Origin of the sequence: Chryseobacterium sp. MEBOG06 (assembly GCF_021869765.1) — a bacterium.
Lineage (GTDB): Bacteria > Bacteroidota > Bacteroidia > Flavobacteriales > Weeksellaceae > Chryseobacterium.
Genome location: NZ_CP084580.1, coordinates 4,395,500 through 4,419,297 on the forward strand (window position 1 = coordinate 4,395,500; position 23,798 = coordinate 4,419,297).

Here is a 23,798-nt window from a genome sequence, read left to right on the forward strand (position 1 = left end):
GTCATATTTGCTCGTTTCTGTTAAAGTGATCCGAAGAGGGTTTACTTCTTGTGAAATTCCAGATCAGATACAATAAAAATAAAACAAGCCAGACGCTAATGACAGCAATAGTGAAAATTTCTCTGATGGAAGGATGGAGGTAGTTCGGTTTGTAGAACAATCGATCAAGGGTTGCAAATTTCTCTTTTAAACTATTTCTTTCATAAGTATTCCGAATCGCATTCAGAGGCTCCTGCTGATGATCCCGGTAATACAAGACATCTTGAGTCAACGTTTTCGGAACTATCTGCGTTTCTATATTATATTTTTTTAAAAGGTTATCCAGCCTCTGAAACGAGTAAAGCAGCGAATCCTGGCCATATTTGTAAAGCAAATTATATCTTTCGACTGCATTCTGATACTGTTGCTGCTTTTCTGAGATTTTATGCAATGGAGAAAACAGACTTTTGTTTTCAAGAAAAATACACATCTTCTCGTCGTATTGAGGATGTACCTCTGCTCCTTTAAAGATAATTTCGGTACTATCCCCTATCTTCTTTTTAGAAATAATCCTTTTTTCCAGCTCTTTGGCGTCAAGCCCAAGAAAATCAAGTACCAATTTAGCTTTGTTGTTTAATTTTTTATGATCATTGCTCAGCATTGTTAGCGTATCAATACTGTAATAGCTGGATTCCGTTGAGTAATAATCCCTATTATTCGGATCGTAGTATAATGTATCTCTCTGCTCAATCACAGGATAAGGTTTGGGATATAAAATATTTTCAGGATTAAAGAGTTTCTCTGAACTGTAGGAAGTATAGTTGTATAAAAAAGGCTGTAAGACATTCAGCAGCGTCTTATCTTTATTAAGATCTTTTTCAGGCAGTTCAGTTCTTAGTTTTGCATTGATTCCCAAACTATAACTGATGAAAAAGGTCAGAGACGAAAAGGACACTAACAGCAATATCATTCCGATTACCAAAATTTTTGAAAGTTCATTTCTTTTTTTAGAATGGTTCCTAAGGAGGAGAATAACAAAGAAAAACAAAAAAAGGCCGGATATAAAAAAGTGAGAAATAGAGACATCATCGTAAAATTTGAACCTATAAAATTCTGTATAGATACTAATTTTCTGCACACCTTCAAACTTTATATATCCGTAAATAAAGTAAGCAAGGTGTATAACAGCTAATACAGCAAAAGATTTAATCAGGAATAGTTTTAATTTTCTGTCCATATTACGATCTTAAAATCATTGTTATAAGATAAGCATTTTTTTATATTGGATGGAGATAAAACTACGGTTATAATCATCAATAAGCTGTCAGGATTATAAATACTGGAAATCATTCATTCAACACTAACTTCCCCCAGCCTTCTGCTTACTGATTCCAACTATAACTTTCTTATCTTAAATTTATTTTTTCAATACCGCATTCCCATCTCTCTCGTTATGAATAACATCACTCATGAAATTTTATCATTTTTTAACTTTAAGAACAGCTTTCAGCAACAAATAATATTAGTTTTTGATGTTTAAATTATGTATTTTTGAGAAATTATTTTAATAGCGATGAGTAACATAGATGATAAGAAAAAAGCACTTGCTTTAGTGCTTGACAAATTAGATAAAACATACGGAAAAGGGACTGTAATGACTTTGGGAGATTCTGCCATAGACACTACAATAGAAGTAATTCCTTCCGGTTCTTTAGGATTAGATATTGCGTTGGGAATAGGTGGATATCCAAAGGGAAGAATCATTGAAATATATGGTCCTGAATCTTCAGGTAAAACAACACTGACTCTTCACGCTATTGCTGAGGCTCAAAAGGCTGGAGGTATTGCTGCTTTCATTGATGCAGAGCACGCTTTCGACAGAACTTATGCTGCGAAATTAGGAATCGATTTAGAAAACCTTATTATTTCTCAGCCGGACAACGGAGAACAGGCATTGGAAATTGCTGATAACCTTATTCGTTCAGGAGCTATCGATATCGTAGTTATTGACTCTGTTGCAGCTCTTACGCCAAAAGCAGAGATCGAAGGTGAAATGGGAGATTCCAAAATGGGTCTTCACGCAAGATTAATGTCTCAGGCATTAAGAAAACTTACAGCTACTATTTCAAGAACGAAGTGTACTGTAATCTTCATCAACCAGCTGAGAGAAAAAATCGGTGTAATGTTCGGAAATCCTGAAACTACTACCGGAGGTAACGCTCTTAAGTTCTATGCTTCTGTAAGAATTGATATCAGAAAAGCAAGTGCACCAATTAAGCAAGGTGACGAAGCTATCGGAAGCCGTGTGAAAGTGAAGATTGTGAAAAACAAAGTTGCACCTCCTTTCAAACAAGCTGAATTCGACATCATGTACGGTGAAGGAGTTTCTAAAGTAGGTGAAATTCTGGATACTGCAGTAGATATGGGAATTGTGAAGAAAAGCGGCTCTTGGTTCAGCTATGAAGAATCTAAACTAGGTCAGGGACGTGATGCTGTAAAAGATGTGTTAAAAGACAATCCTGAACTTTCCGAGGAATTGGAAAACAAGATCAAGGAAGAAATGAAAAACAAATAATTTTTCAGAAAAAATAATAAAAAGGCAGTCTTCGGATTGCCTTTTTTGTTCCGGACATACATTCACCAATTCTTTTATTAGCAAATTCTTGGCAACAGAACAGACAATTTATAAAAAAATGAGGCTGAACATTATAGAACAGCCTCATTTTGTTTTTATATTTTTATTATTATTCTACAATTTTACCTTGCAGCTGTAATGCCCCGGCAACCTTCATTCCCTTTACAGGAGTTTCAAATTTCATATTTTCCTTATTCACAAAGGCGTCAATAGTGAAGTAATCTTCTCTTTCTTCATTGGTAATCAGTTTCAGCTTCAGGATATATCCTTTAACGCTTCCATCATCCAACAATTCTGTTTCTTTGAAGTCTACAAGCTGACCAATAAAATCAAAACATGCATAGTTCGGAACATCATTACTTGGTGCATAAGTGGTAAAATCTTCACTCACAGAAGTTCCTTCAGGTAAATCAAAACTCTGATGAACATCAAGGATCAGAACAATACCACTGATATTTACATTCAAATGAGGCTGTGTCAGATATTTGTTTCTATTTTCAGCATAATCGGTTGCAAAGAACCAAATTCCGAAAGTATTTCTAGCCGGACCAGCCACGATTGCCTGCAAATTCAATGCATTTTCCCATTCCCGGATTGATCTTGTTTCAAAATCTAAAGTATAATCAGTTTTTACTTCCGGAATTATTGTACTAAGTTCTTCTGTAAAAACGGTTTTAAATCTTACATCTTCAAATTCAGTTTTGCTTTTACCCTCATCAGACGGATCAGAAACGGTGGACTGCATTAAAACATTCGTCAGATATTGCCCGTAATCTTTAGTCTGAAAATTTTCATGACCAAAAATCCCGCTCCATGTATTCACAAGATTATGAATATTCGATTTTCTTATGATAATTCCCGCTTCGTTAGTAGTCTCCGGAGCTTTGATACCTTCCATATTCGGGAAATAATCTTTACCGTCGATCAGCTGGGTATTCATAATCTCATTATTTTCTTCATGAGAAAATTCAGCAAAACCTTTATAAGTAACGTTATTATTCTCAAAAATGTAAGGTAATCCTGTTTTCGCTTTATCACTACCTTTGAAATGATAAGAAATTGAAATTGCCTTAAACTCTTCTTCTTTGGCTGCCGGATTATGATTACCGTTATCATCAAACTGAGAGTGATAAAGGATCATATAAGATTTGATCTTACCTGCCTGAAGTTCATTTTCAAACTTCTCTTCCATATTGGAGACCGCCTCCTGAGGGGGAAGAGCATAAGCATCTTCTGTTACCATATAGGCAAAACCTTCTACTTCGCCATTTTCTTTTTCAAAAGCTGAAATAGGAGTATATTCTCCTCTTAACTGAAGTGCAATAGAATACACGATATAATCATTATAAATCTTGATCTTCTCGTACTCTTCATTTACCTTATACTCTTCTACTGGTTGTGAAGGAGCTTCTGGTATTGTATCTACAAATTCTTCCTCTACTTCCTCTACTACTCTTTCCTCTGGCATTTCCACCACATCAACCGAAGTGCTTACATTCTCCTGTTTATTGTTTTTCTTTTTAAAAAAATCAAAGATTCCCATACTGTTATTTATAATTGGCGGTAAATATAATAAAAGGGATCAATAGGCTCATCATAAAAAAAATGTCATTCTGTCAGTTTATCTCCCGTTGTATTTTTTTTCGAAAAATATTTCCCACTTATTAAAATAGGTGCAGGCATTATTAATAAAAAAATCGGTGAAGCTCCGGGCTTCACCGATTTTTCATTAATTAGGTTTGTCGTCTGTTAGCTCAAATCCCCAATCTTTTCCTTTTTGGATCGCTGGAATACCTTTTGTCATCCAGACCGGAGCTTTAGCTCCTTTGAGATAATAATCAAAAAACTGCTGTTCACGAATTTGGATATCTTTCCTATTCTGGCGCTTTATAAGATTGTGATCATCGCCATTATAATTCAGAAGCCATACAGGTTTTCCGAGGCGGCGCAATGCTGTAAACATTTCTATCCCCTGATACCATGGCACTGCTCCATCTTTATCATTACTCATAATCACTACCGGAGTTTTTACTTTGTCAATGGCAAAAAGCGGTGAGTTCTTAATATAAAGCTCAGGGGCTTCCCATAAAGTTTTCCCCAATCTGCTTTGTGATTTTTCATACTGAAACTGTCTGTTCATTCCTGAACTCCATCGGATTCCTCCATACGCGGAAGTCATATTCACAACAGGAGCACCACTCCAGGCGGCTGCATACATATTGGTATGAGCAATAAGATAAGCTACCTGATAACCACCCCAGCTCTGTCCCTGAATTCCGATTTTCGAGCCATCTACCCATGCATTCTGCTTCAGCTTTTCAACTCCGGAATTAATATAATCCATCGCAGATTCCCCGGGAAGACCATCTACATAAGAAATATCAGGGGTAAAAACCAGATATCCGTTGCTCACAAAATAAGAAATATTTAATCTTGAAGGTGTTGGAGCCGGTTCTACATATCGGTTCAGGTTATCCGAAAGCTTTTCATAGAAATAGACAATCATAGGATACTTTTTGTTCGGATCGAAGTTTTCCGGTTTGTATAAAATACCTGTAGAGGTATTTCCTTTTGGCGTTGTCCAGTTCACAAGTTCATCAGTACCCCAATTATAAAGGCTTTGTTGCTGGTTTGTATTGCTCAGTTTTTGCTGTTCCAAGAAATCAGATGTAGCAAAAATGTTTGGAGAATCAGTATAGGACTCTTTTACTAAGATATATTCTTCCGTATTTTTCGCTTTCTGAAGACTTCTATATCCCCAGACATTTTCCATCTGGATTTTCACTGGGTCAGAATTCGACTGAATAGATGTTTTAAAAATTCCGTTCGCCTTGGATATATTATCAAATGCTGACAAGTAGATAGGTGATTTTCGGTTTAAACTTTTAATATCTTTATCTAAGTCGTAGGTATCAAATGTTATTTTATTCTTACGTCCAAATCCATTGGTAATATTTCTCGGTTTTTTCGACCCGTTCAGGAAAAACTCCCAAAGGTCGAAACGGTCCCGGATAATCACAGACTCATCATTATCTGTCCACGATGCGATACCATAAGCATTTGGAAAATCCGGCATATCAAACTCTTCGTCAACGAAAGAAACCGGCAATCCGATATTGAGAGGATGAATTTGTTTTGTTTTAACATTATAACTGGACCATTGCCCTTTCTCAATGTCAAAAATCACAACAAAATTCCCAAGTGGAGATACAGCAATTGATCCGTCTAAATCTTTAATGACTTCCGTTCTTTCTCCTGTTTTATTATCGATCAGGAAATACGTTTTCTTTGTTGCCCCTTCCCATTGTGAAGGAATACGGTTATTCAAACTTGTAATACCTATGGTAAAGGCAGCATTGCCCTGGTTTACCAATCGTAAAGTATCCAAATCCTCTCCGTCAATATTTCTAAAGAAATCCGGTTTTTCTGTCTGCATTACTGCAGCATACGATTTTTTCAGATCATTTTTCAATTCCTTTAGCTGTACCGTTTGGAGATAATCATCTTTATAATTCCAGATATCTACAACAGCATGGTCATTTGCAATCATTGCGGTATCTTTCGCTATAGGTTTTGGAGCAACACCAAAATACAGCTGCTTTCCATTCTTGCTGAATAAGGGTAAACGGTTTTCGGAAACTACCCAATCCTTTTTCATCTGTGCATGGTCATTGCTTACAATTTCTTTTTTATTTCCTTTAAAATTAAAGTAATACAACTGATACAGTTTCACCAGATCATTCTGTGCAGAAGAAGTTCCTACAAATGCCAATTGGTTTCCATCTTCATCAAAAGACAGCTGAGAAAAATCGCCTTCCATTTCCGAGATCTTATTTACAGATCCTTTCTGCAGATCTACTACCTGTATGGTTTGAAATGCATATTTCTTTGGCTTTGATTTGTCATTATCTTTTTTATCAGCAGGTTTTTCATCTACTGCATCTTTGTCACCCTTTTTATCCTTGCTGATTTTCTCTTCAGGTTTTTTGGTCACAAAAGCAAGCTGCTTTCCGTTTTTACTGAATTCATAGCGGATTACATTATCATATGTAGTACTCCTACCATTCAAAAGATTACGTACTACCAACTGCAGTGGCTTTACATTTTTATCATCATCTTTATTCTCTTCTCCATCATCTTTATCAGAAGCATCATCCGAAGATTTATCATTTACATTTTCAAGAATATAAGCAATATAAGAAGCTGTCTTCTCAGGAGTTTTAAATGATTTTACATTAGGAATTTTTTCCGTCTGACCACTCAGAAAATCTACTATTGCAAGGCTGTCTTTTGTTAATTTATTTTTTTTAAGCTTTTTATCTTTTACTGCTTTTATATCCTTATACAATGGACGGATTTGAAAAACAGCAAATCTCGAATCATCCGTAAAAGCTACTTTTGTTCCTCTGGCAAACTTCTTTGACGTTTTATTTTTAACTGAATACAAAAGAAGGTTAGAATTTCCTTCCTGAGGATCTACAGAATAGGCTACCCATTTTCCGTCATTTGAGATTTTTCTCGTGCCTATATTCTGCCAGCTGTCATAGACAGAATGGTCTAAAGGCTTTTTCTGTCCATACACACAACAGGTCATTATGAGCAGAATAAAAACTGTACATTTCAACTTCATTTTAAAAAAATTTAAGGATTAAAAGTACTATATTTCTTTGATAAATCCACATGATGCATTTGTTTCATTATAAATAGAAACAATGTCATTCTGTCATATTCCTCTGAGTGGTATTTTTTTTGAGAAATATTTGAAAATTAAAAAATCTAAATATGATGACGAAAGGAAATATTAATGTATCTGTGGAAAACATTTTCCCGCTTATTAAAAAATTTCTTTACAGTGACCACGAAATATTCTTAAGAGAATTAATTTCTAACGCTACTGATGCTACTTTGAAATTGAAACACCTTACTAGCATTGGAGAAGCAAAAGTAGAATATGGCAATCCGAAACTTGAAGTTAAAATTGATAAAGACCAGAAAACACTACGCATCATCGATCAGGGAATCGGTATGACAAGTGAAGAGGTTGAGAAATACATCAATCAGGTTGCATTTTCAGGAGCTGAAGAATTTTTGGAGAAATATAAAGATTCTGCAAAAGACTCAGGAATTATCGGACATTTCGGTCTTGGATTCTACTCTGCATTCATGGTTGCTGAAAAAGTAGAGATCCTTACCAAGTCTTATAAAGATGAACCGGCTGTACGTTGGATCTGTGATGGAAGTCCGGAATTTACTCTTGAAGAAACTACTGACAAAACTGACAGGGGAACAGAAATTATTCTTCATATTGCAGAAGATTCTGTAGAATTTTTAGAAGAAGCCAAAATACGTGAGTTATTATTAAAATACAATAAATTCATGCCTGTTCCGATCAAGTTCGGAACTAAAACACATACCCTTCCATTACCGGAAAACGCTCCGGAAGATGCTGTTGCTGAAACTGAAGAAGTAGACAATATTATCAACAACCCCGTGCCGGCATGGACGATCGCTCCAAGTGAACTAACGAACGAGGATTACATGAAGTTCTACCACGAGCTGTATCCTATGCAGTTTGAGGAACCTCTATTCAATATACATCTGAATGTTGATTATCCTTTCAACCTTACCGGAGTTCTATTCTTCCCAAAACTGAGCAACAACTTAAATATAGATAAGGATAAAATTCAGCTGTATCAGAATCAGGTATTCGTAACGGATGAAGTAAAAGGAATCGTTCCGGATTTCCTAATGCTTCTGAGAGGAGTAATTGATTCTCCGGATATCCCATTGAATGTTTCCCGTTCTTATCTCCAGGCAGATGGTGCTGTAAAAAAGATTTCTTCTTACATCACTAAAAAAGTAGCCGACAAAATGGCTTCTCTAATCAACGAAAACCGTGAAGATTATGAGACAAAATGGAATGATATCAAAATCGTAATTGAATACGGAATTATTACAGAAGAGAAGTTTGCTGAAAAAGCAGATAAATTCACATTATACCCTACAACAGACGGAAAATACTTCCTGTGGAATGAACTGATTGAAAAAATCCAGCCTGCCCACACAGATAAAGACGGTAATACGGTAATTCTTTATGCAACCAATGCAGATGAGCAGCACAGCTATATTCAGGCAGCAAATGATAAAGGTTACGAGGTCCTGTTATTAGATTCTCCTGTTGTATCTCACGTGATTCAAAAACTGGAAACATCAAAAGAGAAGATTTCCTTTGCCAGAGTTGATGCTGACCACATAAACAACCTTATCAAAAAAGATGAACCTGTCATTTCAAAATTGAATGAAACTGAAAAGGAATCTTTAAAAAAGAATGTGGAAGAAGCCATTCAGGATTCTAAGTTTACTGTACAACTGGAAGATCTTGACAGCACTGATGCTCCGTTTACCATTACCCAGCCGGAATTCATGAGAAGAATGAAAGAAATGCAGGCTACCGGCGGTGGCGGTATGTTCGGAATGGGCGGTTTTCCGGAAATGTACAATCTTGTTGTGAACTCCAACAGTGAACTTTCTAATCAGATTTTAAAGACTGAAAATACTGAGGAAAAAGAAAGTCTGATCAAATATGCATTAGACCTTGCAAAACTTTCGCAAAACTTACTGAAAGGAAAAGACCTGACAGATTTTGTACAGAGAAGCTATAAGCAACTCGAAAAATAATATACAAGAGACTGTTTCGAAATGAAACAGTCTTTTTTTTGTGTTGGATATAGGGAGCTATTGAGGAAAGCAAATGTGTAAGTTTCGTAACAGATCATATTTTTAAGAATCAAGGGTTTAATCTTAAATAAAATCAAGAATAACACTGATTATCAATCAACAACCATTATTTAAATTCCCAAATTTTCATTTTTTTGAGCTTTTAAACTTCTGTAAATATGAAAAACTTCTAAAAATAATTAGTAATATGATTTGAAAATATTGATAATATGAACCTTTTGATTCTGTTTTTTAGTTTTTATTATTTTAATGCACATTTTTACTGTTTTAAGTTGTATACATTGTACTTTTTCTCCATTTTTGTATAAAATGCCGGATATGCAAAAAGAAAAATTACGTCTTCTCAGAAAACAAAAAGGCTACACGCAACAGCAAGTGGCTGATTTTATAGCAACAGATGTATCCAACTACAGCAGAAAGGAAAATGGTGATGTAAAAATCATCTCTGATGAATGGGAAAAACTTGCCCGTTTTTTAAATGTGCCTGTAGAGGAAATTTATGAAGATGAAGAAGCTAAATTAGTTGTGAATAATGATCATCCTGTATTTAATGACAATTCAGGGACTTCAGCTGGTTCAATTAATACTCAAAGTAATTACAGTAATATTCCGGAATCTATTATTGAAAACCTACAAGGGTATATTGCTTTATTAAGAGAAGAAAATGAAAGGCTTAAAGAGGAATTAAAGGCCTCCCAAAGAATCAGAAAATAATTTTTCAGATTCACAGAGGGATTAATTAATGATAAAAAGAATCCAGCAGCGGCTGGATTCTTTTATATTACAGATGTTCAATTGCTTTCAAAATCTCCTCTTTATTGTTTATTATCCCTTCAATATGATCTCCTTTAGACTCAATGAAAATTTTAGCCGCCGATGATGTATTATCGAAAACAAGTTTCCCTTGTTCATAAGGAATGGTTTGATCATCTTTAGCATGAATAACGAGTATAGGAAGCTGTCCTAAAGCCTTTACATCTTCTTTAGCTGAATAGGGAGAAATTAAAGTCTGCAAGATCATATCTCTATACTGTGGCGAAAAATGTGCGGCAATATCAGTAAAAGAAGCCATTGGGCAATCTAAAATCAATCCGGAAATTTTAGAAGCATTATCTTTAGCAAGGTGTGCTGCAATCTGAGTCCCCAATGATGCTCCATAGAAATAAACCTTCGTATTTTTTATATCCGGTCTCTTCATCAGCTCATCAAAAAATTTCTGCCCGTCTTCTGCTACATTTTTATGAGTTGGTCTTCCTGTTGATCTTCCGTATCCCCTGAAATCGATCATTACAACCTGATATCCTGCGTCCACTAAAGGTTTTGTCATAAACTGGTAGGTAGTTACATTTCCCGCAGCGCCATGAAAAAAGAAAATAGTCTTTTTAATTTCTTTTTGTTTCGGCTTTGCGATGAAGGCAGTAATGATATTATCTTCTACGGGGAATTTAACCGAATCTGAAATCTTCATTTCAAAAGGCTTCATTGTCTTATGAGGCTGATAGAATTTATCATCCATCTGTGCTTTTGAAAATACGGCAAGAAAAAGAAATACAAGGGTAAGAATTGAGTTTGGTTTCATGATGTTAGTTTTTAATTATGAACCAAAGGTATTGTGGTGGCTGGCCATTTGAAAAAATATATACCTGAACTGTATAATTCTTTACCTGAATCGTAAAAACTTAGACCCTAAATTTCATTCAATGGGTCCCAAAACAATTTTTTAAAATTTTTTATTCTAAAATTTTCAATCACAATTCCCTCTGCTTCCAGCTTTGGCTGAAATTCCGGAACGGACAAAATTCCTGAACTGGAAATCACGCGGTGCGCCGGAACATCTTTTGGGCAACCTCCCATCGCTTTTCCTACATGGCGCGAATGATTAGGGTATCCTACAGCTTTTGCTATTGCTCCATAGGTTGAAACCCTTCCTTTAGGAATAAGCTTTGCGACTTCATATACCTGCTTTTTGAAAATTTCATCCATTATTATTGTTTTTAAAAGTTTTTAGGAAGCTGTGATTATTTTTGCATCATTTTTGAACTGTTATTTACTCAATGATGTTTCATTAAAAGATAAAGATATGAAAAAATCATTTTTCCGGCTGCTGAATGCGGTCAATAAAAAAGTTCTTCCGAAGCTGAGTAATAAAGATCCTAATAGTCTGACGAAGGTTGAGAAAGGTATTATGGCCTACAGGTATTTTGTATTGGTCAATTCTTTAGAGTAACGTTATACCATATTGTTGTAAAATATTCAATGCATTTATGTCAGTATTGAGCTGTAGATCTTCGAAACATTGGAAGGCTCAAAGGATTTTATCAAGATAAAATTGTATACTGTAAAAAACTTATCACAGCACAAATAAAAAGCGCTCCAAATCAATTGAAGCGCTGATATTTTCACTCTCCTTCGAGATCGTTTATTCTTAAGAATTCTCTAAAATATAAGAGAACATTAATGGTGCACAGATCGTTGCATCACTTTCAACGATAAATTTCGGTGTTGTGATATCCAGTTTACCCCAAGTGATTTTCTCATTTGGAACTGCTCCTGAGTATGAACCATAAGATGTAGTAGAGTCAGAAATCTGGCAGAAATAAGACCAGAAAGGAATGTCATGCATTTCCATATCCTGATATAGCATTGGTACTACACAGATTGGGAAATCTCCCGCAATACCTCCTCCGATTTGGAAGAAACCAACTCCTTTACCTGCTGAGTTCTTAGTATACCAATCTGCAAGGTAAGTCATATATTCAATACCTGACTTCATTGTCGTAGCAGTAAGCTCTCCTTTGATACAGTAAGAAGCGAAAATATTACCCATTGTAGAATCTTCCCATCCCGGAACTACGATTGGCAAGTTTGCTTCTGCAGCAGCAATCATCCATGAGTTTTCTCTAGGAATTTCGTAATACTGCTCCAGCACCCCTGAAAGAATCATTTTGTACATAAATTCGTGAGGGAAATATCTTTCTCCTTTAGCTTCTGCATCTTTCCAGATTTCAACGATATGCTTCTGCAATCTTCTGAATGCTTCTTCTTCAGGAATACAAGTATCTGTAACTCTGTTTAGTCCTCTTTCTAATAGGTCCCATTCCTGCTGAGGGGTAAGGTCTCTATAATCAGGAACTCTTTCGTAGTGAGAGTGAGCCACAAGGTTCATAAGATCCTCTTCAAGGTTTGCTCCTGTACAAGAGATGAAGTCCACTTTTCCCTGACGGATCATTTCTGCAAGGATTTTTCCTAATTCAGCAGTAGACATTGCTCCTGCTAAAGTAATCATCATTTTTCCACCATCTTTAAGATGCGCCACATATCCTTTAGATGCATCTACCAACGCTGCCGCATTGAAATGCAGAAAATATTTTTCTATAAATTCAGAAATTGGTTTGTTCATTTTTTTAATTTTTGCAAAGATAAAACTTAAAAACGGAATGCAGTCAACCCACCTCAAGAAAGTCTCACGGAGGGGTTCTTTTTTATCATTTGTTAAATAGAAATGCCAAGTATAGCTAAGATAGAAGAGTTTTATAAGATAAAAACAGTACATTAATAAAAAGCGCAGCTTAAAAATAAGCCACGCTTTCAATGTAATTTAATAATATTCAGAAAAAGTTTATCCTTCCCAGGCTTCCACTTTTACAATTTCAATTTTTCTTTCTCCATCTTTAAAAGGCCAGTCAATAATATCTCCTACTTTATAGCCAACTACTGCAAGAGCAATATCTGAAAGAATAGAATGTTTATTTTTTTTAAGTTTTGCTTTGGTTGAAGGTACAAAAATATATTCATGCTCAAAGTCTAATGTATGATCTCTTAAAGTCACTTTTCTTTCTACCGTCACAATGTCAGCAGGCAGATCCCTTCTCAGAACCTGCTTAGCTTTTCTAAGCTCTTCGGTCAGTCTTTTCTCTTCCTCGATGCTCACTTTTTTTCTTCTGAGTGTATCTTTTATAGCATCATAAATTCCGGTGGTTACTATAATATGATTGGACATTTTTTAAAATTTTTAAAATTAAGATGCAGTTGTTCCCGATGATCCAATGTAGAATACAGGCATCAACAAGCCTTCTTCTATAGAAAACCGCAAAAAAGCAATAAATAAAAATCCGGAGAGCTTCCCTGCCTTGGACCCTGGCAGGGCTTAATTGATAAAGTCCTTAGAACTTTTCAGAAAAGAATCTGTATGAAGATAAAGTAACGACAACAACAGTCCTGACCGGCGTCGTTCTGCTGATAAAAGGATTGTTGCTGTCATTATTAAATTATTTTTTTAATTCTTACAAAGATAGAACTTAAAAACGGAATGCAGCGACTGCACTTAAAGAAACTCTCGTTAAGCCTTCTTTCTGATCATCCGGAAGGTCATAAGACTGTCCGTTCATTTTCATTTTAGTCAATGTTCCTGCGGTAACTCCAATTTTAGGACCAATCATAAAATTCTTGGAAATAGCGTATTGATAGCCGATTCCTGCTTCCAGACCAAGATTAGACCCAGTACCTTTGACAGATGCTGTTTTCGTAGTATAAGTAATTACCCCAAGAGATAGGTCGGCAATAAATTTGTGTTTCGTAGATTCATTATAGTTCGAAGCCATAATGGATGGACCAAAGAAAGTGATATTATCCTTAGTACTCACAGGCAAACCAATCTTTTGACCGCTCATATCATATCCGTACACTGTACCACTGCTGGAAGCACTGTAATTGGAGAATTTTGCCCCTATCCCTATATTTTTCACATGGTAATAAGCAGCGATCTCAAAATGAACTCCGTTTTTCAATCCTTTAATATAGTTTTTTTCTTCTCTTGAAAGTCCCGGTCCTGTTTCAGCAACCCTCCAGGCATATCCTACAGCAGGCATGATGGTTATTTTTTCCTGGGCAAAAGAAAGTAAAGAGCTGGAAATAACTCCTAATAGTATTAGTTTTTTTATCATGGTTTTTAAAAAATTTCCGGCAAAAATAAAAATTTTCGGGAAAGAACCAACTTAAAATTTAAAACGTCTGTTCTCTTTTTTATCAGAATTTTTTTTCTTGCTGTCTAATCTTTTTTGTTTTTGGGCTCTTGATGGTTTGGTTGCAGTCCTTTTTTTAGGAACAATCAATGCTTTATTGACGATCTCTATTATTTTTTCAATAGCTTTATTTTTATTCATCAGCTGGGTTCTGCTTTCAGAAACCGTCAGAAATAAGAAACCGTCAGCATTAATCCTGTTTTTCAATTTGTTTTGAATCATTATTCTTTCGTCATCATCGAAAAACTCTGATGCATCCACTTTCCAAAGTACAGTAACCGAAGTCTCCACTTTATTTACATTTTGGCCTCCTGCTCCGCTGCTTCGGGAAGTTTTAAAACTAAGTTCCTTTGAAAAGTTTTTCATTGTTTTTTATTTGAGATTCAAAAGTGTGTAACCTGGAGCCAGGATAACTAAATATTTTCGTCAACGAGTTTATGTAGTTCAAGTCTGTTTACCTTACCGTTCGGTGTTCTTGGAATTTCCTTGATAAAAATAATTTTCTTGGGCCTGTGAAAACTTTTCTTAAACGGTATTTCTGAAATTTTATTTACTATCTCATCAGATTCACTTCCTTCTATGATCAATACAAGCTTCTGCCCCAGGCTTTCATCCGGCAAACCGGTAAAAATCACCTCATTGGTAATTTCTTTTTTTACCAAAGCTTCGAGGGTTTCGGGAAAAATTTTAGCTCCTCCTGAGTTGATTACGTTATCTATCCGTCCTAAAAATCTAAACTGATTATCATTTTTTATTTCAACTAAATCATTAGTTTGTAATTTTTCATCGTTCACATCAGGAGCATAAATATTAAGACAGCCTCTTTCATCCAAAGAAATAGTTACATTTTCAAAAACGGTAAAAAAATCTTCCGACTCCGGCATCAGCTGTTTCAAACCAATATGGGAAAGTGTTTCTGACATCCCGTAGGTTTCGAAAATTCGATTGGAAGCACTAAGATTCATCTTTAGAATTTTATTTTTAAGACTTTCTGAAGTAGCAGCACCTCCAATGATCAGATTCTTTATCAAGTGGAGTTTATCCAACGAGTTTTCCACCTGTAGTGGTGTCATCGCACAAAAATCTATTTCTTCATCTAATTTTTCAAGAGGTTTTAGAGATGGTTCTGCTATTATTAATTTTAATTTCCTTTCTTGAGAACGTACTACCATCATTTTTCCCGAAATATATTCTACAGGAAGGCAAAGCAATGCTTTATCTCCTTCTTTTAATCCCAAAAAGTTACAGGTCATAACTGCTGAATTGAGCATTTTCTTCTTTTCAATTTCAAAAATTTTAGGTTTTCCTGTGGAACCAGAAGTCTGAACATCTACCACAGGTATTTCTGAAAACCATTCTTTGAGAAAGATTTTTACTTTTTTTTCAAATTCAGTATTGAACGATAAATTATTAATATTGAGATTATTGAAGTCTATCAGCATATTTTCCGTAAATAAATCCACCGTAAATTTAGAAAAAAAAACAAAAAGTTCTTGTAAGTAAAGAAAAAAGATGTAAATTTGCACCACCAAAATAAAGCAGACCTATAGTGTAACGGTAGCACTCCGGTTTTTGGTACCGTCAGTCGGGGTTCGAATCCCTGTGGGTCTACAAACCATCCTTTTTTAGGATGGTTTTTGTTTTTAGGCTAAGTATATCATTTTTATAGAAAAATCAGATTTTATTTGAATAAAAAAATCAAAATTTTCAAGAGAGTAATTTGTAAATAAGAAAAAAATATATAAATTTGCAAAACCAAAATAAAACAGACCTATAGTGTAACGGTAGCACTCCGGTTTTTGGTACCGTCAGTCGGGGTTCGAATCCCTGTGGGTCTACAAACCATCCTTTTTAGGATGGTTTTTGTTTTTTTATTATAATTCTTAATGTTTTTTAGAAAGGATGAAACAATTCTTTTAAAGTTTATTTTCTTTTTTAGAAAAAATCCACTAATTCAACAACATTTTGAAATTTATATTTTTCAAAAAAAATCCGCCTCTTTTTGAGACGGATTAATTGTAGTTATCTTAATTTAAATGATTATTTTCTAAGATCATCAATCTCGTCCTGTATTGATTTAATTTTATCTCTTAATTCCTGACTTATTTTTCCCGGGAACTTTTTCACCTTTCTTAAATCCAGAGCCAGCATAATAGAAGCAATGCCCATAAAAATAAAAGCAACAGCCGTTAAGGTAACTAATGAAATTCCTGTAAACACGGGATTGAATATCAGCAACAGAGAAAATATAATTCCTCCAACGCTGGCAAGGGCTACATTTCCCCAACTCATTATTTTCATACTTTTGAGATCAAAAGCAAAACCCAGCAATTGAAAAGAACGAAAAAGTAAAGTAAATCCAATCACAAATGGAAGTACAGTCATCGAGATCTGAGGATTCGCAATAAGATAAACCCCAATTGCGGTAGTCAATAATCCACTTACCAAAAACCAGCCCCATCCTTGCAGGGATTTGCTATTTTGTAAGGAAAAGAATATTTCCGTAATTCCGGAGAATAGGAATGAAACACTGAAAAAAATTGAAAGGGTTACATACGTTGCAAGTGGCACACTGAATACATAAAATCCACAGATAAGAAAAATGATTCCGAAGATCAAAGGGATATACCAGTGCTTTACGGTATTGGTAAGGGTTTGAAATAAATTGGCCATAGGTGTCTTTTTAGATTTTGCCTACTTTGTGTAACGGTGTTCGGCTTTTCCGTAATGACTGAAAAAAGGTCATATTTTTACTTGATTTAAAAATATCACCTTTACTAAGATACAAAAAATAGTACAGCTGCCATTAAGATCACATATGAATGATTCCTGAAAAAAGAAATAATATATAGTGGTCACCCTGAATTACTTCATCATAAATTCCCATATTAGACACTATAAAACAAAAAAGATGAAAATTATAATAATTTTCATCTTTCAAAACACCTGATAGTGGTTTTATGGGTTAGCTGGGCTTGTACAGCTTATACATGACAAATAAAAATGCTATCCAAACCGGAATCAGAATAACCTGAATTTCCATTCCTGTAATGCTCATCAGCCCTAAAATCAGAACCAAAAAGATGATACATATATAATTGGATACAGGATAAAATATGGATGGAAATTTGGATTGAATTCCGGACTTGTTTATTGATTTTTTAAATTTTAAATGGGTATAGCATATCATTAACCAATTGATGATCAATGTAGAAACCACCAAAGCCATTAAATATTCAAAGGCTTTCTCCGGCACTAATTTATTAATGATAATACAAAGTCCTGCAAAGCATGATGAAACAAGAATTGCATTGATAGGGACTGAGTTTTTATTGAGTTTTTTCAAAAATTTCGGTGCATTTCCCTGCTGGGATAACCCGAAAAGCATTCGGCTGTTGCTGTAAACACTACTGTTGTATACTGATAATGCTGCTGTAAGAACAATTAAATTAAGAACATTGGCTATCAACGTATTAAATTGAACAACCTTTCCAAAAACAGTAAATTCAAGACCATTCAGATTTTGAAATACCATTACAAACGGACTTGATCCTTCAGTAATATCTCTCCATGGGCTTAGTGAGAACAGGATTACCAAAGCTCCTACATAGAAAATCAAAATTCTATAGATCACCTGATTGGTAGCTTGTGGAATAGTTTTTTCCGGGTTTTTAGCTTCTGCCGCTGTAATACCAATCAACTCCAAGCCTCCAAAGGAGAACATTACCATTGCCATTGCAGCAAATAATCCTGAATATCCGCTCTCCGTTTTATTGAAAAGCCCTTTTGGGAAAAATCCTCCATCATTCCATAAATTGGAAACAGTAGCCTTATCTCCACCGGTTCCGCTTACTAAAAGATAGATTCCAAAAATAATCATTGCAATAATAGCTACTACTTTGATGATAGAGAACCAAAATTCCGTTTCACCATACACCTTTACAGAGGCAAGATTAAGAGCATTGATAACTATAAAGAAAAATAAACTGGACACCCAAAGCGGAATATCCGGCCACCAGAAGTGAATATAATGTCCAATAGCTGTAAGTTCGGCCATACTTACCAGAATATAGAGAATCCAGTAGTTCCATCCGGAAGCAAATCCCGGAAAATTTCCCCAATATTTGTAAGCAAAGTAACTAAAACTTCCCGATACCGGTTCCTGAACAACCATTTCACCAAGCTGACGCATAATAAAAAAGGCTATGATCCCTGCTAGAGCATAACCCAGAATAACTGATGGTCCTGCCAACACTGCTGCAGGCCCGATTCCCAGAAATAAGCCGGTTCCGATGGCACCACCAAGGGCAATTAATTGTATGTGTCGATTTGTTAATCCTCTAACTAAAGTCTCGTTTTCTCCTTTTTTATTTTCGTTGTTCATTGAATGAATTATTCGGTCGCTAAATATATAAAAACTTTTCAGAGGAATTCAAATTCCAGGGAGTAAATTGACAATTCAGGCTCTGCCAATGAGTAAAGACTATTTTCTATTTCTATTAAGGCTGTTGAAGGCCAAAAGATGATTATAAAAAAGCAGCCTTAAACCAATGGGCTAAGGCTGCATATCCTGTAAAATGGGGAGTGGTATTAGTTGGCTATTTTATAACCGTAAATAGATGTTGCTGTCACCTGATATTGAGCACCTCCACTGTTTAACTGAGCAGCAGAAGCCATGCTTACGGTTTCATCTTTGTTCAGATGAACTACCGCAGAAACAATACCTGAGGCAAAGATTCCCGGATTGGTATGAAAGTTCTGTACCAACTGATTGTTTGGAGTTGTTACAAAGTTCTTTACCAGATACAGTACACACCATGTAAAACCCGGCTGACCCGAAATCTCTGAATTATCGAATTGTGCAGAGCCATAGATCATATAATATCCATCTGTAGGTGCTTTGAATCTTCCTGATGATACATCCAATACATTTCCTGTATTGATTTCCATTCCCTGATTGTATTTTATTTCTGTTTTTTGCCACGCTGAGCCTGTTGTAGCAATACAAGTCTGCTTAAAAGCATTCTGCTGTGCAGAAGAAAAAAGATAGGCCTGATTGACGGAAGGCATACTGTTTGAGCTTGAAACCAATACCAGCTCCCATGTCGTCCCCGCAGTTGTTCCTTTATTTACTAAAAATGCATAGTATCCGGGAGGAACAGTAATTGCAGGTACGCCAACCCCTGTAACATTATGATCATCAATTAATTCAGAACCTGCCGCTGAAATGGTAAGTGTTTTTCCACCCGTATTTTTGAAGTGATAAGTACGTCCGGCAAAATTACCTGTACCACTGATAGCTGCTGGTAAAGTTAATATTCCATCAGCAGTTCCATTGTAAGCAGTATAATAATCATTAGCTCCTATAGCACTGCTTGCCGTAACAATTCTATATGTAGCTGCAAATGAGCCGTTAACTGTAAGACTACTACCAGGGCTTACCGTATTAACCCCCACATTACCTACCTGGGCGTTGACCAAAATACAATTAAAACCTGCCAAAAAGGCAATGAAAAGCATCTTTTTTTTCATAAACAAATACGTATTTAGAATCTATAAAAGCCTATTTTAACCGATTGTTTTAGTTCCAATGGGTCAATAGAAATTTCCAAGGTACTAACCTACTGCGAAAATTGAATTTTTAAAGTATAGATCTTGTACGCATTTATCCACAAAACTGTACGGGTATTATGACATTAACGGATATTTTTCTTAATGTATTTCATTATAAATTTCCAGCAGTTCAATCAGGTTGGAGATCTTTAATTTCTGATACACTCTTCTTTTATATGTCCCAACTGTAGATTCTTCAATCTCAAGAGCATTGGCAATTTCAAGGTTCCCGTTTCCTTTTGCCAAAAGATTAAAGACCTGAAGCTCTCTTTCTGATAAAATTTCTGAAGTTTTTTTCTTAGCACTTCCTTTCATCAGCTCAGCGACAATTCCTGGTGTATAATAATAGCCGTCTCTAAAAATAGATTCAACCGCTTTTACAAAAACCTGCGGATCACTCTGTTTATTTAAAAAGCCATCAGCTCCTTCTTCTATATATTGCAGCGCAATATTTTCTTTATAGGAAGTAAAGATCAGAACAAGAGTATCCCGGGATATGGTTTTAATTTCTTTTACCATTGATTTAAGAATACTTCCTGGGAGCTCAATATCAAGAATAACAAGATCATATTTTTCCGTTTCTGATTTATGTTTTACCTCACCATAAGTTTCTGCAAAATCAATGTCAAAATCATCAAAACTTTTCTCTAGGATCATTGCGGTCCCTACTCTTACCACATGATGATCATCTGCTATCAGTATTTTTTTTGTCATATTTTAATTAGTATTTTAATGATGGTTCCTTTTGGGTTATTTTTATGAAAAAGCATTTCAGAATTAATTTTTCTCATCAGCTGAACAACCATATGCAGACCTAATCCGTAATTTTTAAACATCAGATGTTCATGATCTTTTTTCTTAAAAAGCCTGGAATAGTAAGTTATCTGCTCGTCAGACATTCCATTTCCGGTATCAGTAATTGAGACTTCCAAATGAGATGCTGTACGACAAGAGGTAATAATAATTTCTCCATCTGAAGTATTTTTTACTGCATTATCTATAATATTGTGAAAAACAGTAAGAAGAATATTTTTATTAAGCTGTATTTTCTGATGATGATCACAAAAATTATAAATAAACGTGTTTTTCTGCACCGCAATTTCTTCAAACAGCAATCTTTTAGTTTCGACAAGATCATAGACCGCATATTCTTCTATTGATGTATTTTCCTGTTTGTAAAGTTCTGTGTATTCTTTAAGACTTAAAGTGAATTTGTATAGCTGCTCCGAAGTTTTATAAATACTGTCAAAATATTTTTTCTGAACCTTAGGATCATCTGATTGCGCGAGTTCTTGGGAAAGAAGTGAAATAAATTTTACAGGTGTGGTAATATCGTGGCTTATACTTTCTACCAGTTTTTTTTGATAGTCGGATTCATTTTCAAGCTTGGTACTGGCTTCCTGTAATGCTTTATCTTTATGAACGATTGTATTTTTCAGGACTTTATTTTTTAATCTTAAAAAATTGGTTCTGATCTGAATAATCAATATAAAAATTAAAATAATACCGCCAACAATCAGGAGCCTGAAAAGTAGGGTCTGATAAAAATAAGCTTCTATTTCTACTGGAAGATTTTTGTAAACAAGCTTGCCATTGTGAGCCGATAAAAATTTTATCTGAAGATTATACTTACCCGGGGATATATTAGCCAAATGGAAGGTTTTATCATTCTTAATATTTATCCATGGACTATTTTCATCCTCCACAAGTTTAGCCTGAAGGTTTATGTTCTCCAAATTGGAATAGTAAGGAAGGTCTATATAAATTTCCGCACTTTTATAGCCGCATTGGAGAAAAAGTTTATTTTTCAGCTGAAGCATCTTTCCTTTTATTTTTGCTCTTTCCAGGTACACCTCCTGAGCTTTGGGATAGTAAGTTTTAATATTTTGTGGATTAAAGAATACAAATCCTTCCATAGAAGGAAATACAAACTGTCCATCTTTCAGCTCATGGGCACAGGGATTCGCACTGCCATTGAATTCATTATTTAAAAACCCATTATTTTTAGTATATCGGTAATAGGAAACAATCCCTTTTAAAGTTTCTATATAGTGTAACAGGCTTTTCTTGTCCGTTTTAAACAATCCGTTATCAGAGGAGATCCATAAATTGGAGTTTTTATCTTCCAGGATATAATGAGCATTGGCAAGGAAATCATTTTTATCAGGAGGAACTCTGATCATTTTTTGGTATTTTAATAAATAAATACCTCTACCGTAAGTGGTTAGCCATATATTCCCATCCTTTGTTCTTATCATCTGTTTTATGGGAATATTTTTTCCAATCTGCTGTACTATTTTATTCTTAGAAAGAGAAAAAACATACACTCCACCGCTGCTTCCCAGATAGAGAAGATCTTCACTGTATCTTAAAACAGCATCTATATTGTCTTTACAGGAAATAATCCGGGCGGTTTTCTTAAAATTGTCATGATTAAATAGATAGAGATAAGATTTTTCTCCTTCTATAACAGAGGCCATATACAATCCTCCGCTCTTATACAGTCCGTCAATTCCTTTCCCTTTAAAAGTAATAGAATCATACTTTGTAAAACCTGAATTCTTATTCCTTACATGAATGGAGTTGTTTTCCCTATATACAAGATTCCCGGAATCATCCTGAAAAATATAACGCTTATCATATGACTGAGGAGCTGAATATATTCTTTGCGAGGTCATATGATAATACCTGATTCCTTCCTGAGTCAGTACAGAATTATTTTCATAAGGAATTGCAGCATAGCATACCTCATCCTGATAAGGTATATTTTTTTTCGAAACAGAAAAATCTGAAAGACTGAGAATTTTAAGCCCGTTGATGGAACTTCCGATATATAATTTATTGTAAATCTCATCATAAAACATAGCTCCGGAAATATCTTTATCAATATCCTTATATTCCAAAAGATAGGTTAGTTCCAGCTTCCCGGCAGAAAACCGGCTCCTGTATACCTTACCATGACTGATCATAAATACCTGTCCGGTGATCTGCTGCCAGTAGACTTTTGTTTCGGGATTTGTATAGAGAGCCGGGGCACTGGTGTAGGAATATTTCCCCTGATACAGGTGAAGAACTTTCTTATTTTCTGCATCAGCAACAAAGACATGATCTCCATGAACAAATAAACGCTTTAACTTACTCCTTGGAAATTTAAGGTTTATTTTTAAAGTTTTTTTAGTTTTCTCATCGACATAAATAATACCATTATTTTCAAAATAATAAGAACCTGTAGGTACCTGAATAAAGTAAGAGTCTATATAAGAAATAAATCTAACTGTAATATTATTTTTAACAAGCCTCTTATAAATTAAATTATTTTTGGAACCTCCAGGATTGAAAATTCCATTAGAAACAATAGTTTCAGGATATCTGCGAGAAATCAGAAGAGCATTTTTTTCGGAGTTATTAAAGACAGCGATACTATCATTTTTTATATTCCCGTAAAAATCACCAAAACTAAAATTTTTAAAATTGAAATTTTTATATTCTACAAAATTGCTTCCGTCATAACGCAGGATTCGCCCTTCCATTGAAAGCCAGATGAAACCATATTTGTCTTTTACAATATCCTTGATACTGTTTTGGGGGAGCCCGTTATCCATAGTATACCATTGCGTAGTATAGCTTTGCCCATAAATGCATAGAGAAAATAAGAGTGAAATAAAATATACAGGCTTCATCCAGTGGGCTACATTAGATTCATGGCAAATATATTATAGAAAATCAAAATTATTGTAAATATTTATCCACAATGATGTGAATTTATTTTTACATAATTCTTTATTACTACTTTATCAATTACAGTACATTTG

Annotated in this window: 19 protein-coding genes and 2 tRNA genes; 6 read left to right on the forward strand and 15 right to left on the reverse strand. The window is 34.9% G+C overall.

Going from position 1 to position 23,798, the window contains the following annotated elements; genetic code table 11:
- Position 1 precedes the first annotated feature (1 nt).
- Positions 2–949: a hypothetical protein gene (locus LF887_RS20055; RefSeq protein ID WP_236856034.1), complete on the reverse strand. Its 948-nt coding sequence runs from the start codon at positions 947–949 to the stop codon at positions 2–4.
- Positions 950–1,552: 603 nt separating this feature from the next.
- Between LF887_RS20055 and recA the strand changes: the two genes are divergently transcribed.
- Positions 1,553–2,554, forward strand: coding sequence for a recombinase RecA (recA, locus tag LF887_RS20060; RefSeq protein WP_236856035.1), 1,002 nt, complete (start codon positions 1,553–1,555; stop codon positions 2,552–2,554).
- 169 nt (positions 2,555–2,723) lie between these two features.
- Here the strand turns inward: recA and LF887_RS20065 are convergent, their stop codons facing one another.
- The gene (locus LF887_RS20065) at positions 2,724–4,157 is read right to left on the reverse strand and encodes a hypothetical protein (RefSeq protein WP_236856036.1); all 1,434 of its coding nucleotides are present in this window, start codon (positions 4,155–4,157) and stop codon (positions 2,724–2,726) included.
- A gap of 186 nt (positions 4,158–4,343) precedes the next feature.
- Positions 4,344–7,244, reverse strand: a complete 2,901-nt coding sequence (locus tag LF887_RS20070) for a prolyl oligopeptidase family serine peptidase (RefSeq protein ID WP_236856037.1) — start codon at positions 7,242–7,244, stop codon at positions 4,344–4,346.
- 155 nt (positions 7,245–7,399) lie between these two features.
- Between LF887_RS20070 and htpG the strand changes: the two genes are divergently transcribed.
- Complete coding sequence (gene htpG / locus LF887_RS20075) at positions 7,400–9,292, forward strand: molecular chaperone HtpG (protein ID WP_236859531.1); 1,893 nt, start codon at positions 7,400–7,402, stop codon at positions 9,290–9,292.
- A gap of 378 nt (positions 9,293–9,670) precedes the next feature.
- Complete coding sequence (locus LF887_RS20080) at positions 9,671–10,066, forward strand: helix-turn-helix transcriptional regulator (protein WP_236856038.1); 396 nt, start codon at positions 9,671–9,673, stop codon at positions 10,064–10,066.
- 67 nt (positions 10,067–10,133) lie between these two features.
- Here the strand turns inward: LF887_RS20080 and LF887_RS20085 are convergent, their stop codons facing one another.
- Both LF887_RS20085 and LF887_RS20090 read right to left on the reverse strand, forming a co-directional pair.
- Positions 10,134–10,931, reverse strand: coding sequence for an alpha/beta hydrolase (locus LF887_RS20085; RefSeq protein WP_236856039.1), 798 nt, complete (start codon positions 10,929–10,931; stop codon positions 10,134–10,136).
- Between the two features lie 107 nt (positions 10,932–11,038).
- Complete coding sequence (locus tag LF887_RS20090; RefSeq protein ID WP_236856040.1) at positions 11,039–11,335, reverse strand: MGMT family protein; 297 nt, start codon at positions 11,333–11,335, stop codon at positions 11,039–11,041.
- A 97-nt stretch (positions 11,336–11,432) separates the two neighbouring features.
- Between LF887_RS20090 and LF887_RS20095 the strand changes: the two genes are divergently transcribed.
- Complete coding sequence (locus tag LF887_RS20095; protein WP_236856041.1) at positions 11,433–11,579, forward strand: hypothetical protein; 147 nt, start codon at positions 11,433–11,435, stop codon at positions 11,577–11,579.
- Positions 11,580–11,777: 198 nt separating this feature from the next.
- On the opposite strand, the gene LF887_RS20100 is transcribed toward LF887_RS20095, so the two are convergent.
- The 5 genes from LF887_RS20100 to LF887_RS20120 all read right to left on the reverse strand — a co-directional run bounded on the left by LF887_RS20100 (position 11,778) and on the right by LF887_RS20120 (position 15,815).
- Positions 11,778–12,752, reverse strand: coding sequence for a deoxyhypusine synthase family protein (locus LF887_RS20100; RefSeq protein ID WP_076354641.1), 975 nt, complete (start codon positions 12,750–12,752; stop codon positions 11,778–11,780).
- A gap of 219 nt (positions 12,753–12,971) precedes the next feature.
- Positions 12,972–13,352 (reverse strand): GreA/GreB family elongation factor, encoded by a 381-nt coding sequence (locus LF887_RS20105; protein ID WP_236856042.1) that lies wholly within the window; start codon positions 13,350–13,352, stop codon positions 12,972–12,974.
- Between the two features lie 298 nt (positions 13,353–13,650).
- Complete coding sequence (locus LF887_RS20110) at positions 13,651–14,295, reverse strand: hypothetical protein (RefSeq protein ID WP_236856043.1); 645 nt, start codon at positions 14,293–14,295, stop codon at positions 13,651–13,653.
- A gap of 51 nt (positions 14,296–14,346) precedes the next feature.
- Positions 14,347–14,739, reverse strand: a complete 393-nt coding sequence (gene arfB, locus LF887_RS20115; RefSeq protein WP_236856044.1) for an alternative ribosome rescue aminoacyl-tRNA hydrolase ArfB — start codon at positions 14,737–14,739, stop codon at positions 14,347–14,349.
- 47 nt (positions 14,740–14,786) lie between these two features.
- Entirely contained in the window at positions 14,787–15,815 is a 1,029-nt protein-coding gene (locus tag LF887_RS20120) for an AMP-binding protein (protein WP_236859532.1), read from the reverse strand.
- Positions 15,816–15,913: 98 nt separating this feature from the next.
- Here LF887_RS20120 and LF887_RS20125 point away from each other — a divergent pair.
- Both LF887_RS20125 and LF887_RS20130 read left to right on the forward strand, forming a co-directional pair.
- A tRNA-Gln gene (locus LF887_RS20125) sits at positions 15,914–15,984 on the forward strand.
- A gap of 156 nt (positions 15,985–16,140) precedes the next feature.
- Positions 16,141–16,211: transfer RNA gene (locus LF887_RS20130), tRNA-Gln, on the forward strand.
- A gap of 202 nt (positions 16,212–16,413) precedes the next feature.
- Here the strand turns inward: LF887_RS20130 and LF887_RS20135 are convergent.
- From LF887_RS20135 to LF887_RS20155, 5 genes are all read right to left on the reverse strand, one after another.
- On the reverse strand, positions 16,414–17,046 hold the full coding sequence (locus LF887_RS20135; RefSeq protein WP_236856045.1) for an HdeD family acid-resistance protein: 633 nt from the start codon (positions 17,044–17,046) through the stop codon (positions 16,414–16,416).
- 292 nt (positions 17,047–17,338) lie between these two features.
- Complete coding sequence (locus LF887_RS20140; protein WP_236856046.1) at positions 17,339–18,757, reverse strand: amino acid permease; 1,419 nt, start codon at positions 18,755–18,757, stop codon at positions 17,339–17,341.
- A gap of 206 nt (positions 18,758–18,963) precedes the next feature.
- Positions 18,964–19,905, reverse strand: a complete 942-nt coding sequence (locus LF887_RS20145) for a hypothetical protein (protein WP_236856047.1) — start codon at positions 19,903–19,905, stop codon at positions 18,964–18,966.
- 180 nt (positions 19,906–20,085) lie between these two features.
- A complete protein-coding gene (locus tag LF887_RS20150; protein WP_236856048.1) occupies positions 20,086–20,700 on the reverse strand; it encodes a response regulator transcription factor in 615 nt (204 codons plus the stop codon).
- On the reverse strand, positions 20,697–23,588 hold the full coding sequence (locus tag LF887_RS20155) for a sensor histidine kinase (protein WP_236856049.1): 2,892 nt from the start codon (positions 23,586–23,588) through the stop codon (positions 20,697–20,699). Before LF887_RS20155 ends, LF887_RS20150 begins: the two co-directional genes overlap by 4 nt.
- Positions 23,589–23,798: the final 210 nt, after the last annotated feature.